The sequence below is a fragment of the Acidisoma sp. L85 genome, from assembly GCF_009765865.1.
Lineage (GTDB): Bacteria > Pseudomonadota > Alphaproteobacteria > Acetobacterales > Acetobacteraceae > Acidisoma.
In genome coordinates, this window is sequence record NZ_LMUQ01000064.1 from 168947 (window position 1) to 182885 (window position 13939).

Consider the following 13939-nt stretch of genomic DNA (forward strand, 5'->3'; position numbering starts at 1 on the left):
GGTCCCATTGACGATCGGTGTGGTCTGGTTACCGTTTGACAGGATCCCGAGCCTCCATGCGCGGCGTTCCGACACCCAACGCCGACAGACGTTTCGAAAGGGAGAGCGAATGAGCGATACGATTGTTGACAATAAGAAGGGCCACCGGTTCGAAATGGCTATCGGCGACGATATGGCCGTCGCCTATTACTCTATTGAAGGTGGTAAATACGTTCTTCTTCACACAGAGGTTCCGTTCGCGATTTCAGGTCAGGGCGTAGGATCCCGCCTCGCACGGCTGGTCTTCGATGAGATCGATACACGGGGAGCCCGAATCATCGCCAAATGCCCTTTCATGAGCGCATTTGCCGCGCGCCATCCGGAGTATAATCGCCTCGTCGATGGCTAGCGATCTACAGCGAGCGCGTTCGAGCCGTGGGTAGTCGTTGGAGAGGACCGTGACCATTCAGCAGAAGCACGCTGCATTCGAAACGAGATCAGGCTTTGTAGCACTTGCCTGGAACGCGGCCTGAGGTTACCCACGCATACGGAAGCAGCGGCTGAGGCGGCCCTTCTCCGAAGGGCTGCCGTTGGCTCAACGTGCCACCCCTTCCCCACCAATGATCCGCAGGCCGGCGGTTTCGTGGTCAACGTCGATCGCAGTTGACTGGAAGGCGCGCCCGCCTATGCGGCTCATGAAACCAGCCTATGGGATGACCGGCGGAGCACTGACATCGACACCTACTATGGCACCAGTACGGGGATTGGTTCCTCGCCTGGCTCGGGCAACGCAGGCCTTGGGAGTGACAGACGCTTCGGTAGCTGGGGTCTTAGGCGCTCGGCGCGGCGTAACGAGTGGATGGTCAGGGGCGGCCTGCTGCGTCCGGCGCTGGCGACGATACGCCCTGTTCCGGATCCTCCGGGCCGTCTCGGACTGACGGATACAAGTAGGGACCGGCCCCCGGAGGTCCGCCCCGAAAATGGCAACCCGCCCTCCCCTAATGTAGAGGCACGGTAATTATAGATTACCGTGCCTATCTAGGCACACGCATGCAGCCCCAAATGGCTAAGGCGTTGATTAGACCTGTAATTTGTTAAAGTCGAAGACCGCGACGATGGCAAACGTTATGGAGCTGATTTTCATCGCCACAACTAGGCATTCTACGGGGTTCTAGAGCTTATATTGTGCCGTCGGTTGGCCGCTTCCAGCTTGTTCCAGATAGATGGCAACGGAAGCGACCATCATAGATATCGCTAGTCTCTTTGTGATTGAAAAGAGAGACGCTCCCCCCTTACTTCGTCCACGCCGCTAAGACTCCCAAAACTTGCCGGCAGCGGGGATAAAGCGACGCTCATCATCCCTGATGCGGTGGGCTACGCCCTGAGGGCAAAGCTAAGCGACATAAGTCACAGGCGACCTTGAGACCCCGGTAGGTGATGCTTCTTCAAATTTTGATGGCGACCTCGCCACCAGCGATCGAGCACAATCCCCGCCGTCAAAACGGCCAATGCCCCTAGGGGGAAGACGAGCTGGCCAGTTCGCTGGCCGGGCGCGGCCAGCCACCCTGCAAGAAAGAAAAAGCCTGCGATAACCGTGCCGAGGACCAAAAGGTAGATGCGCAGAGTGGACCACAGCCACCTTCCCGGCTTGGGAGGGAGCACCGTTCTTACATTCAGGTCCGCCCGATACTGGCTCATTCGCCCCTACTCACGCATAATCCTAATGGCCTCAATCAGACCAAATACGCCGAACACCCCAATCATGGCCACGTCTACTGTCTGGAACAAGTAGGACAGTGGCAGACGATTATACACCAACATCTCCTGGCCGCCATTTAGATACCGGATCAGGTGATCGACCGCCGCCGAGCAGATCACTAGCACGGAGGCGATCAGGGCGTGGCCGATGACGATGACGGCACCGCGGATCGCTTTGTGAAGGCTCTCTAGCAAGGGCTCACCGCCCCCCTGCCCGCTTCAACTGCTCCTCTAGCTGCCTTATCTCTTGATCGAGTCGATCACGATCTCGTCGCAGCTTGTCTCGCCTCACTTCTAATTCCATTAAGTCAGACCGCTTCGGGCGGGTCTTTTCTTTGCGCCACGCGACTAATTCGGACCGGCGAAGCTCAGGTCGCACCAGCCCCTCAGCCTCCGCGGCCTCGAGGGTTGGCGGATCAAGCGTCGAAAGCAGATAGATTGTCGAATAAGACCCTGGCAGTCGGGACATAGGTATGGCCCGGCTCGCATCCATTTCGATTGCCCAACGAGCGGCTTCTCGAAGCTGATAGGCGGTTCGAGCGGTAAACGGAAGCCGTCCCTCAACTGCCGCGGTATATTCACCGTGCGGGAGAAGCTCTTTGGCTCGGATTAACAGGCGCCCGATGTCAAGAAAGGCTGCGTGGGCCTTCGACCAAAGCGTGTTGATCGCATGCACATAGTCGTCCGCCTTGATCGGCTCAGACCGAACCGTCTGTAGTGCCTGAACACGAACATCGCCTTCAAGGAGAACCGGCGGCGGAGCGTTATCAACCCTTAGTCTTGCCACGACGTTTCCTCCAGATTTGACCTTTGACAAATTTCCACACGCCACCAATCTCATCGGCGCCCACGTGGTTCGGCACGTCGATCAAACCCAGTCCCTTTGCAGCAGCTCTGGCGTAGTCGGTGCGATCAGCGACCTCGACCGGGCAGATATCGCCATATTCGAGCAGATACGACTTCACTGCATTGATATTTACTCGCGGCTTCACGAAATTTAGCACGACAACCGCCCTTTTCCCTTCGTCCCGAAGATGCCTTAGGAACGGCGCCGCACTCTCAGCATCATCAAACGTCGGGCGACAAGGCACAAGCGTAACGTCTGCGGCAGCTAAAAGCTCAGAGAACGCCCTCGGCTGCGTTTCAATCGACGGCGGCGTATCGATCATGATCACGTCATGCAAAGAAAGCTCCTGATCATCGAGTAGCGCGTCGGCCTCATCCCAAACAACACGATAGTGCGGTATCTGAGGGACGTCTTTGGGCCGTCGCCTTGACCAAATCGTTAGTGTAGCTTGTGGATCAAGATCGGCAGTCGCAACCTTGATTCCATCCCAGGCAGCGGCCACAGCCAGGTTGCGCGCCATCATCGACTTACCGACGCCACCTTTCGGGGATGTCATTAGAACACGAAGTACCATGATGTCTCCTCTCCAAGATCTGTTAGCATCAGCACATCAAGTGTGGAAGAAAATACTGACGCGTTAGGAATCTTCGCGACCTTATTCACTCAAAACACTGACCGGTCAGCGCTTCGGCGGCCCTAGCATTCTCGTATCTCGTTCGTGTCCCAAGCTAAAGTGGGGCCCGCTGTCCACCGGGGGAGCCCACGTGTAAGAATCGGCTGGTCACTTCGAGTGCCGGCGCGTCACTGGCCGGCGGGTTTGCTGAAGCAGCAATGCGGCCCGCCGCCTTATGAGAGAGAACTGAGAATGTATGCGTGTCGCTTTCCAAGCCGTAGAGCGTGGCGCGACGGCGCGGGGACAGTTCGGTCGGCCAATTGTTAAAAGACGAACTTACGGTAAGCGCCGCCAAAACGGAGAGTTTTTTTGAGAGCGGCCCAACGCATAAATATTGGAAGTTAACGACGCTGCATGATGCCACAATATGCGTTGGGAAAGTTCATGAAAAATAGTAGGCCGAACATTGTACGTCAGTCAGCTCAGAAGCATCGGCAATACTCTCGTTCCGAGAGCTTTTTGGATGGCTTTCGCGCAAGTGTTTCGGCGTTCGGCCTCTATCACCTCGGGCTGAGTGACCGCCGCGACGCCGTTGCTCTTTATCCACTTGCGAGCACCGGTCGAACGGAGCTTCTGGGGACCACAAGCTATTTTGGCCGCACCATATTTATGATCGAGCTCTGTCCTCGCACTGGTGAGGAAGTGCGCGGGCAGCGAAGCGATCACGAGCGATTGTGAAGACTGCTTTTGGGTAAAACAGCGCATTGAGACTCTAAGTATGGCCGCACGCTCGACTGACGCCAAAGTACATCAACTGCCGGCGCATGAACACGCTCGAGAACTGCAGCCAAATCAGACCTGTGTCTCAGTGGTGAGAAACGCGTCACGACGAGAAGCGGCGCCCAGCGCGCGCGAGCGCCGCCGTGAAGTCTAATCCGTACGGGACCGAATATAGAATCGTGCTGGCGACCGGCGGCTGACTGACATTTTTCAGCGCCTCTGCTTCTTTTGACTATCGAAGCGCGCGTCACTGTCAATGGTTAGACAAAGTTCGCGCCGGTCCGCCGGACGTGTGCAAGGTGCACGTTGGCGTGATAGAAGAACCTTCAGTTTCGTGACGGTGTGGGCGCTGGATCATGCGATCGAGCGTTGAACATAATAGTGCGCTCGAAGCCATGCCGGCTTGGTTCGCACGCTACGTGTTGTTGCATGAACTACGCTGCAGAGGAGGTCGTGAGCCGTGATCCTAAGCAAGTCACGCTATCGATACGATATGGCAACGAGCTGGCTGGTGGGATGAAAACACGGGGTCTGCTCGCGCGCTTTGGGGGTTGAGCGGTGTCGGATGGCCGATCGTGTGATCTTTTAATGGCGAGACTAGGCTACGGGGTACCGTGAAAGAGCTGAACGGTCGCCGGGTACGATGCTAGGCTCCCTCGTGCAAACGAATTGAAGATGGTGATGGGGCCGAGCTGAGAAAATAAGAGGAGGGAAGGGGCCCCGCGGAGCCCGACGGTCATCTGAATGGGATGGTTGCAACGTGAATTTGTGGTAGCTGTCGGCTCGCAATAAAGTCTGTGGTACCTCGTTGGTGGTTTCCCAGAGCGTTACGCGGCTGGTTGTCGCTCTGGGGTTGGCGCTGGCGATGATGGCGAGCCCGTTGCTCCGTTCGCTCTAAACCGGCGTCAACCTGCTGATTCTGATGAAATGGGGTTAAAAAGATGCGACGGGACGGCGAGGGGAAGCCGACTATCTCAAGACCTCGGTCGACTGCCAATCGAGATCGTACATGATCCTGCGCTGGTTGCTGAACCGGCTCGTAACAGCTTATAAATTAGTTTCCAGAAGCTTGAAGCCTTGGACCATTGTCCGAGGCACAGCGGGCTGTGAGGGCTTGAGGGTGATGCCGGTTCTCGTAACCTCGATATTTGCGTGAGGATAGGCCGTGAGTACGTGAGGCATGACCTGCCTGATGTTTTGCGCAATCCTAGCTGTCGGCGACTCTGAGCCTAGTTGGCTTTGAAGGTGCTCCCACCGCAGGTGGACGTCTGTCGTCAGGCGCGGAAGCCGGTAAGCGAATAGGGCATATAAATCGAGGCCCAGGGAGTTTCCAGCGAGGATCGCGATTCCCCGTTTATCTAAAGGCACCGCGTGTTCTTTTAGGTGAGAGTGAAACTTCTCACTCAACTCGACGGTTCCCGACCAGTCGTCTCGGCTGGAGTTCAAAAGCTCCAAACCCTCAACAATCTTTGTATCGGAGATAATGGTCTTCTCATGCCCAGATTCGGAAATATTGCTCCATTCCAGGGAGAAGCTGCACCTGGCAATTCGCATGCATTGTTCCCGCACGGCGGTGACGGAGCCCCGCGGACCACCGCTAATAGATAGTCCAAGCGAACGCAGGAAGGCGCTGAGGCTTGACCCGAGCGAGACAGTCCTGGATTTCAGGCCTTCCGTCTGGAGGTGAATCATAATAAGCCGCGCCTTCGGTCCATACGGGACGCCTACGTAGCCGGACGTCGAGTCATCTCCTGATGGTGGTTTTAGTTTTTTGGAGTTTTGTTTGGTTTCGGAGATAACTCCTGGCACTACAATCAGAGTAAAGCGACCAGACTGACGCTTCCAATATTGGTGATTCGAGTCTGGCCGTGAGTGTGGGAGGCAGGTTTGCGCCAGCCCGGAATGCAGGAACGAGAGATCGCCAATTGTCGGAACTGCACTCAGTAGATCATGCACAGTCTCAATCCGATTTGTTAACCTGGAGCGAACACTTGCCGTGCGGCCTTCTGCTGCCGCGAGGCGGAGGCTTTCATCGAGGCCGAGGATCTCCAACTGCTGCGAGACGTCGCTCATCGCCGACTCCTACCGATCACGGTTCCAGATCAGAACCTTACAGCTCGGTGTGGGTATGTGACATCAGCATAATTTGGGAAAACCACCTCCCATTGCCTGAAACCTACCGAATGCAGCAAGAGAAACTCGCTAACCTACCGGATTCAGCATGGAGCCAGTCATGCCACCGAGCTCGAACATACCGAAATCAGCAGTTTCTCGCCCCAGATCGCGCGTTCCTAACGGAATCAGCAGGGACTGTGCTCGACTCGAGGCCCAACTGGATGAGGGGAAGGGAAGCCTTCTGAGCCATTTCAGTGACTTAACTTCGCAGGCCGTTAAATGGTGGCTGCTGAATCCGGTAGGTTCTCTGCTGAATCGGGGATCTTTTTTCAGAAGCCTCTGCTGAATTTGGTAGGTTTCCCCGAGCTCGTATCCCTGCTGAATTCGGTACAAGCGATGTTCCAAACTTCGGGGAAAACTGCCCTGATATAGGTAATCTTATAGGACTTATTATAGGTAAAGTATGATACCGGATTCAGCAGGTAAAACTGGCGCTCTTGTACCCTATTCAGCATAGATAGTTTGAACGCGATCCCGAATTCAGCAAGACGCTAAGACGGATTCATCTGTGGATAACCTCTTATACCGAAGTCATCTGTGGATAACGAGAAACCAGTTCCGACCACTACTTGCAGGGGGTCTCACCATCGCCTTTGAACTGACGGCTTCGTACATGAGCTGTTGTCGGTTCGGCTTCCCTCGGCGTGACAAAAATCAAGCGGCTGAGCTTCGGCGTTCCGAGAGGACGTTTGGCATGGTGCGCTGCGGCGCGAGGGCAATCCTCGGCAAGCTTTATGTGAGCCGCCTTCCAGGCGGATAAGAAAGAAAATCAACATATTCGAGGCCGTCGACTGCAGTGAACTTCACGCAATTCGAATATTACCGTGCCTATCTGTGCGTGAAGAACCAGTTGCCACAGTCGCCGGATGGACTGAGACTGAGCAGGGCAGCGGCCGCGTCGCGGGGCAGGCGGTGGGTCCCTTTGTGGGCAGCATGGCGGCTGAGGGGAGCACACGGTTCTGCCGCCTGACGCCGAAGCGCCTTTACCTGCGGCGCGCCGTTAAACCGTGGCCGCCAGCCCAACCAAGCTGCTGGATCTCTGACCGTGATCGAGACGCCCGCCGAGCCTCGCACGCAGGGCCGCGGAGGTTTCGCGAGCGGCGTCGACGCTGACACTGCCGCAAGCCGACTGGCTGCGGCACGATCTCGTCGTCAGCGGACCGGCGGAGGATGTCGCGGCGCTGCGGCTGGCGGCGGAAGGGGCGGGGCTATTCCCTGGCACTTGCCGGACCTCGATCTCGCGGAGGAGGATCGCGTGCTTTCCTTGGTCAAGCCGCCGGATGGTTCGCCCGGCTTGCGAATCGCCGCCGCCCGCGTGCTGGCGCCGCAATTGCGCGGCCGTCGAAGATTATCAGCAGCGGGTGATCGCGGCGGCCGGCCGCAGCCGCGCCTGCCCGTTCGACCTGCATGCGCTGCTGCCCGTGCCCTATGCGCACCCCCGGCAGGGACCCGACGACCCCGCGAGCATCGCCTGGCTGCGGCGGCACTGGGGAACGATCCAGTCGTTCGTCCGGAATCCGCCGCGGCAGCGGAACAGGATGCGGCGGTGGAGCTGCGCCGCCCTCGACGACCTGGCGGCGATGCGGGACGCTGGGGTCTGGCAGCAGCAGCGGCCGCAGCTTGGGCTGGATGTTTTTGCCCGGCGGCCAGCGGCCGTGCCGCGAGAGGGCGGCTATGTCGCGCTGATGGAAGCCTGCCTGGTGGTGCTGCGGGGCAGGGATGGGTGCCGCCGACGAACGACTCCGGTGATGATCTCTATGCGAGAAACGTGTCGGACATAGGTATAACACCGGGTCTGTGCCTGGGCCTTCCGGCTATGGCCGGTGTCCGGTCGAAACAGGGTGCAGTTCATCCCACCCTCGACTGCGACGAGACACCCTTCCGGTTCGGGCGGTCGACGCAGCTTTGCACCGAGTCTTCTGCGGCACTACTCCATTGGGAACAGACCGATTCCCGGTCAATAGAGCAACGTCTGCCAACCCATCTGTTACGCCCGCGTTAAAGGGGAAGCACTGCCGCCTACCTACGGGGGCGGCGTCGCTTCATCTTGACCAAACTCTTTATTACATTTGCCTCTTCCAGAAACCGACGATCTCCGCGAGCAAGTCTTCGGCGCTGAGTTCGCTTCCGTCGTCGAGAGTAATCACAAGAGGTTTGGCGAAGCTGCTAGATATGCGCGAAGAGACGCCAGGTTGGGTCCGGGTCGTGGTAGTGGCTTTCGAGTGTTTCCGAAAACGTCTTGTGCCATTTACGATGCTGCGGATTATCACAAATAAACAAGCCACCGACGCTTCGTTGGGATAGCGACGTGCAAAATCCTCCTCAGAAAACCTCGCTTGATTAGTCCATTCATACAACTGATAGGCTATAGTTAGGCATATTACTGCACGGCGCGGTGATGCGCTGCGGACTAAGAAACTTCTATATAACGGTAGGAGAATCTCCTCGAGGAAGTCATCGACTTCTTGGGTGCCGAAGGATTTCTCGCCCATGCCATTGCCTCAATCGATCAAAATCCCCGTGTGGTCCGATTGGTCATGGCCCGTTGACGTGCCGCTTGGGAGAGTGGGGTTGCCAGCAGCCTGGGCTATGCGATCAGTCGTCTCGGTCTTCCGGTCAGCCCGTGATATTGGGCATCTCACCGATAAAAGAACAATGCCTAATTGGACTGTTGACGCAGCATCCGTCCTCGGACGTGACTGAAGTCCCTACCCCTGGCTGTCAAAGTAGCAGGGGGTCTCCCGCTGAAATAGAATTGAGCCGCTCCGAGCCGGCAGAAGGTCTGACTGGTGGCTCGCGCGAAAATCGGCCAACAGGGTCTATTGATCGTACTCGGGGCAAAGCCCCAAAACCGCGCGCTTGATAGGCGCGCGATCGCGTTCCGCGCGGGACGGCGCTTCGCCCGTTGTTCGAGATGACCGCGGTAGAAGTCACAATCCTGACCCTGCTCTGACCATGGCGGCTTGTGGGTCGTGCTGGAGGGATCTCGGACCGAGGTGGGGATGAAGGAGCACATGACGCGCCGCAAAAACTGTTGACGAGGTCCAAATTCTGCAACATAAGTTGCTCAACAGATCAGGGAGGAATATTCATTATCAAGGCCCCCTCTGGGGTTGCCGCCGGTATGCCGCCAAACTTGCGGTCCGGTCTCCAGATATCAGCTGGTTAGCTGGTACCTGCGATACTCAGGCGACACAGCCGAGAAGCCCGCGGGCTTATAGAAGCGCTATGCTGGAGCCTCCAGCATCTTCTGTAGATGCGTTCGGTGCGGGGATAACCCTCATCTACGTCGTGGCAGTGGTCTTGACCATGCTCGGGTTGCAACGCGCTGGCCTGGTTCAAAGTGCACGGCTCAGGTTGTTTGTTAGCGGTAGCCTCATACGTTGAGAGAAGCGGATCGTGCACGTCGGCTGCTTACTTATCGAACCGCGGCAAGACAGGAAATATTTACAACTGTGGTGCCTGTCGGCCCCTGCGGGAATACGTCCTGTATGGTGAGTGAATCTTCGTTTGCTGACGGGCTTCAATGTGAGCCAAACCGAAAAGGGAAAGAAAAAATGACTCGCAATAACAAAAAAAACATCTGCGCCGCCGCGGCTGGCGCCGCGCTCGCCGCTGCCGGGCTGTTCAGTCCAACAACAGGTTCAGCGGCCACTGCGCCGCATTTTAGCTTCGCGATGATCACGCATGGGCAGCCCGGCGACACCTTCTGGGATATTATCCGGAAGGGCGCCCAGGCCGCCGCGGCGAAAGATAAGGTGAAGCTGATCTACCTCTCCAATCCGACCGCGTCTGGCGAGGCGCAGCTGGTGACAAACGTTCTGCAGCAGCATGTCGACGGGATCGCGCTGACCTTGGCCTTCCCGGACACCCTCTCGCCGATGGTCAAGAAGGCGGAAGATGCCAATGTTCCGGTCATCGGCTTCAATGCTGGTGGGGACAACTGGAAGCAGGCTGGTCTCATGTCCTATGTCGGACAAGACGAGACAGTTGCCGGTGAAGCAGTGGGTGAGAAACTCAACGCTGAAGGCATCAAGAGCGCGGTCTGCGTCGATCAACAGCAGGGCGCGGTCCAGCTCGAAGAGCGCTGCGATGGCATTAAGAAGAGCTTCAAGGGAAATCTCGTCGTCCTGTATGTGAACGGCTATGACATGGCGACTGCCCAGTCCCGTATCGTTGCGAAGCTTCAGCAGGATCCGACCGTTGGTTATGTCGTGACACTGGGCGCACCTTTCGCACCGACAGCGCTCACTGCCGTCAGCATGGCCAATAGCAAAGCAAAGGTCGGAACATTCGATCTTACGCCACGCGCCGTGACGCTCATCCAGGAAGGCAAGCTGCAATGGGCCGTTGATCAGCAACCCTTCGTCGAAGGTTATGAGTCCGTCGATCTGCTGTGGCTCTACAAAATTAACGGCGATGTCGTCGGCGGCGGTGGCCCAGTCCTGACTGGCCCGGCTTTCGTCGATAAGACGAATGTCGATCAGGTCGCGAAGTTCGCGAAGCAAGGCACCCGATAAAATCAATAGGGCAACCAATAGCGGCGCATAGGGCCGCAGGGGAGGGAACGTGACTACAATCACACAAGGAGTCGAACCTCGTCTTGTGCGTCGCCAGGTGGCGCATCAAGCACTTTGGAAGAAGGTACTCAAGCGGCCGGAAGTCGGCGCGCTGGGCGGCGTCATTCTCGTCTTCATCTTCTTCTATGTCATGGCGCCGCCGTTCCGGCAGTTGGCCGCATTCACGACGATTCTCTACCAGTCAGCGACTCTGGGGATTCCGGCGGTGGCGGTCGCGCTCCTCATGATCGGAGGGGAATTCGACCTAAGCGCCGGAGTTGCCGTCACCGCCTCATCCCTTGCCGCTGCCATTTTTACGACGGAGGTCTTTGGCAATGTGTGGATTGGTGTCCTTGCCGCTTTGGTCCTGTCATTGGGAATCGGTGCGCTCAACGGCTATCTGCTGGTCAAGACCAAGCTTCATAGCTTCCTGGTGACATTGTCGACATTCTTGATGCTTCAGGGGTTGAATATCGCTGTCACCAAGCTCCTGACGGGCAACGTCGCAACCGACGACATCTCCGGCATGACCGGCTTCAACTCGGCGCATGCCGTCTTTGCTTCCAGCCTGACAATCGGTGGCGTGACGATCAGCATCGCCATCATTTATTGGATTATCTTCGCGCTTCTCGGCACCTGGGTCCTGCTGCGCACCAAGGTTGGCAACTGGATCTTCGCAGTGGGCGGGCAGGGCGACAGTGCGCGCGCCGTCGGTATCCCGGTAAAGAAGGTCAAGATCGGCCTGTTCATGCTGGTTGGTCTTGCGGTCTGGTTCACCGGCATGCACATGCTCTTTGCCTATGACACCGTGCAATCGGGCGCCGGTATCGGCAACGAACTTCTATACATTGCGTCGGCGGTGGTCGGAGGTTGCCTATTGACCGGCGGCTACGGTTCAGCGATTGGCTCGGCTTTGGGCGCCTTTATTTTTGGCATGACGACGGAGGGCGTGATCTACGCCGACTGGGACCCCGACTGGTTTATGTTCTTCGTGGGCGCGATGCTGCTGCTGGCCACGGTCTTCAACGGCTGGCTGCGAACCCGTGCAAGCTCGAGGTAAATGACATGTCGAAGAGCAATTCAACACCCATCGTTCAGCTCAGCAATGTTGGCAAGAGCTATGGCAATTTCAGTGCCCTGAAGGATGTCAGCATATCCGTTCGCCAAGGCGAGGTGACCTGCATTCTCGGTGACAACGGAGCGGGTAAGTCCACGCTCATCAGCATTATCGCCGGGCTCCATGGTCACGACGAAGGCGTCTATGCTGTCGACGGTAACCCCGTGCACTTTACCTCGCCTCGCCAAGCTCTCGATCTCGGGATCTCCGCCGTCTACCAGACCTTGGCGATGGTTCCCCTTATGTCGATCTGGCGGAATTTCTTCCTCGGTTCGGAAATGACCACCGGCACCTGGCCGTTTCGGCGCTTGGATGTCGCCGGGATGTGGGATAAGACAGACGTGGAACTCCGTCAGATGGGCATCAACGTGTCCGATCTAGAGCAGCCCGTCGGCACGCTTTCCGGCGGCCAGCGGCAGGTCGTCGCGATTGCTCGCGCCATTCACTTTGGCGCCCGCGTCTTGATCCTCGACGAACCGACGGCGGCGCTTGGCGTGACGCAATCGGGCATCGTGCTGCGCTACATCGCCCAGGCGGCGAGGGAGCAGGGGATCGGTGTGATTTTCATCACGCACAACCCGCATCACGCCTATATGGTCGGCGATCACTTCATGGTTCTGGCGCGCGGCGAGGTTGAGCTCGATGCCCCTCGTTCAGAACTTAGCCTGGACGATCTCATGTTCCATATGGCGGGTGGCGCAGGTCTCAACGCGCTGCAGCATGAGCTGCATCGTGGGGACGCCCGGGGTCCCACGCCGGTGAACTAACGCGGTTTGTCGTGAAGCCGTGCCAACGGCTTCATTGGCCGCACTGACACTCATCACTCAGCCGTTGCGGTTGGGACACCGCAACGGCGAATTTCAAAACGTTGGAGGGAATGACTATGGCTCCATCTGGTATTCCAGGCCTTCGGGGCACAGACCACGTCGGATTTACCGTGCCGGATCTTGAGGAGGCGGTTACCTTCTTTCGTGATGTCATTGGTTGCGAGATTTTTTATTCGCTTGGCGCGCAGGAGGATAGCAAGGGCACGCGTATGCGCGATAAACTCGGGGTCGACCCGAGGGCGCGTATCCGCGACATTCGCCTGGTGCGATGCAAAAATGGCGCGAACTTTGAGATCTTTCAATATGAGGCGGACGATCAGAACAAAACCCAGCCACGGAACAGCGACATCGGCGGACACCATCTTGCCTTCTACGTTGACGATATCGTGTCAGCCACGGACTACCTGCGCGAAAAGGGTGTGCGCATTTTTGGCGAACCAGAGTTCAAGACCGAAGGTCCTAGCGGCGGCGAGAACTGGGTCTACTTCATTACGCCCTGGGGAATGCAAATGGAACTAGTGAGCTATCCTAAGGGCAAGAGTTACGAAGCAGACTTCTCCGGCCGTCTTTGGGACCCGCGCGACAGTTGAACGCGGAGCGGCTTCGCAAGCCGCCTACTATCGTTCCGACTTTAAGCCTGCGCTGCCGCCGGTGTTCTGACGGCAGCGCAGGCTTAGGCCTGTCAGCTGGATCATAAGAGGAACAACTACCCTCTCCTGGTGCGTAGGTCGGCCTCAAACTGAGCCTCAGTACGCGCCGCGGATAAGCGCCATGATTCAAATCGTCCGGTGCGGGCCGTCGCTCGATAAGCGTCGCATGAACGGGTATTTAATTTGGAGTGAGTTCAGCTACCGATTTCGCTGGGCACGAACGGGTCACCGTGAGACATCCTATCGCTCAAAATAGTGATGCCTCTAATGCTGCTCTTTGTGCTGATTGTTTTGGCTGTCATCTTTTCGGCGATGGTATCGGCTACGGCTATCGCGGCGGCCGCACTAGTTACGGCCACGGAGGCGTCGGCATTGGAACGATCCTGACTATCATCTTGATCGTGGTGCTTCTCAGCGGCCATCATTTCTAGGTTTCGTCAAGACGGCATTTCGACCTTCAGGCAATGCGGTCACGTGACACGCCGAGTGCGGCCTGTGCGGCGGCCAGACGCGCAACCGGCACGCGGTATGGGCTGCAGGAAACATAGTCGAGCCCGACCTCCTGGCAGAAGGCGATCGAGGCCGGATCGCCGCCATGCTCGCCGCAAATGCCGAGCTTGAGCTTCGGTTTCGT

11 protein-coding genes are annotated in these 13939 nt (G+C 57.5%); 6 read left to right on the plus strand and 5 right to left on the minus strand.

Annotated elements, in window-relative coordinates; translation table 11 throughout:
* The first annotated feature begins 109 nt into the window (after positions 1-109).
* The gene (locus GSQ83_RS22715) at positions 110-388 is read left to right on the plus strand and encodes a GNAT family N-acetyltransferase (RefSeq protein ID WP_158805152.1); all 279 of its coding nucleotides are present in this window, start codon (positions 110-112) and stop codon (positions 386-388) included.
* A 1295-nt stretch (positions 389-1683) separates the two neighbouring features.
* Here GSQ83_RS22715 and GSQ83_RS22720 read toward each other — a convergent pair.
* The 3 genes from GSQ83_RS22720 to GSQ83_RS22735 form a co-directional block, all read right to left on the minus strand.
* On the minus strand, positions 1684-1932 hold the full coding sequence (locus GSQ83_RS22720; RefSeq protein WP_158805153.1) for a hypothetical protein: 249 nt from the start codon (positions 1930-1932) through the stop codon (positions 1684-1686).
* Between the two features lie 572 nt (positions 1933-2504).
* On the minus strand, positions 2505-3158 hold the full coding sequence (locus GSQ83_RS22730) for a ParA family protein (RefSeq protein ID WP_158805155.1): 654 nt from the start codon (positions 3156-3158) through the stop codon (positions 2505-2507).
* A gap of 1866 nt (positions 3159-5024) precedes the next feature.
* Positions 5025-6050: a replication protein RepA gene (locus tag GSQ83_RS22735; protein WP_158805156.1), complete on the minus strand. Its 1026-nt coding sequence runs from the start codon at positions 6048-6050 to the stop codon at positions 5025-5027.
* A 1382-nt stretch (positions 6051-7432) separates the two neighbouring features.
* On the opposite strand from GSQ83_RS22735, the gene GSQ83_RS22740 reads away from it, so the two are divergent.
* From GSQ83_RS22740 to GSQ83_RS22760, 5 genes are all read left to right on the plus strand, one after another.
* A complete protein-coding gene (locus GSQ83_RS22740) occupies positions 7433-7933 on the plus strand; it encodes a hypothetical protein (RefSeq protein ID WP_158805157.1) in 501 nt (166 codons plus the stop codon).
* Positions 7934-9607: 1674 nt separating this feature from the next.
* Positions 9608-10672: a substrate-binding domain-containing protein gene (locus tag GSQ83_RS22745; RefSeq protein ID WP_254065848.1), complete on the plus strand. Its 1065-nt coding sequence runs from the start codon at positions 9608-9610 to the stop codon at positions 10670-10672.
* Positions 10673-10721: 49 nt separating this feature from the next.
* A complete protein-coding gene (locus tag GSQ83_RS22750; protein ID WP_158805158.1) occupies positions 10722-11771 on the plus strand; it encodes an ABC transporter permease in 1050 nt (349 codons plus the stop codon).
* A gap of 5 nt (positions 11772-11776) precedes the next feature.
* Positions 11777-12595, plus strand: a complete 819-nt coding sequence (locus GSQ83_RS22755; protein ID WP_158805159.1) for an ATP-binding cassette domain-containing protein — start codon at positions 11777-11779, stop codon at positions 12593-12595.
* 116 nt (positions 12596-12711) lie between these two features.
* Positions 12712-13245: a VOC family protein gene (locus tag GSQ83_RS22760; protein ID WP_158805160.1), complete on the plus strand. Its 534-nt coding sequence runs from the start codon at positions 12712-12714 to the stop codon at positions 13243-13245.
* Between the two features lie 254 nt (positions 13246-13499).
* Here the strand turns inward: GSQ83_RS22760 and GSQ83_RS22765 are convergent, their stop codons facing one another.
* Positions 13500-13730 (minus strand): hypothetical protein, encoded by a 231-nt coding sequence (locus tag GSQ83_RS22765; protein ID WP_158805161.1) that lies wholly within the window; start codon positions 13728-13730, stop codon positions 13500-13502.
* Between the two features lie 32 nt (positions 13731-13762).
* On the minus strand, positions 13763-13939 hold a 177-nt coding region (locus GSQ83_RS29670; protein WP_174246729.1), incomplete at its 5' end, for a putative PEP-binding protein.

Bases quoted from the DNA above. Each gene is read 5' to 3' on its own strand.
- GSQ83_RS22735 (WP_158805156.1), bottom strand. From the start codon at position 6,050: ATGAGCGACGTCTCGCAGCAGTTGGAGATCCTCGGCCTCGATGAAAGC.
- GSQ83_RS22765 (WP_158805161.1), bottom strand. From the start codon at position 13,730: ATGATGGCCGCTGAGAAGCACCACGATCAAGATGATAGTCAGGATCGT.
- GSQ83_RS22760 (WP_158805160.1), top strand. From the start codon at position 12,712: ATGGCTCCATCTGGTATTCCAGGCCTTCGGGGCACAGACCACGTCGGA.
- GSQ83_RS22755 (WP_158805159.1), top strand. From the start codon at position 11,777: ATGTCGAAGAGCAATTCAACACCCATCGTTCAGCTCAGCAATGTTGGC.
- GSQ83_RS22730 (WP_158805155.1), bottom strand. From the start codon at position 3,158: ATGGTACTTCGTGTTCTAATGACATCCCCGAAAGGTGGCGTCGGTAAG.
- GSQ83_RS22715 (WP_158805152.1), top strand. From the start codon at position 110: ATGAGCGATACGATTGTTGACAATAAGAAGGGCCACCGGTTCGAAATG.
- GSQ83_RS22740 (WP_158805157.1), top strand. From the start codon at position 7,433: ATGGTTCGCCCGGCTTGCGAATCGCCGCCGCCCGCGTGCTGGCGCCGC.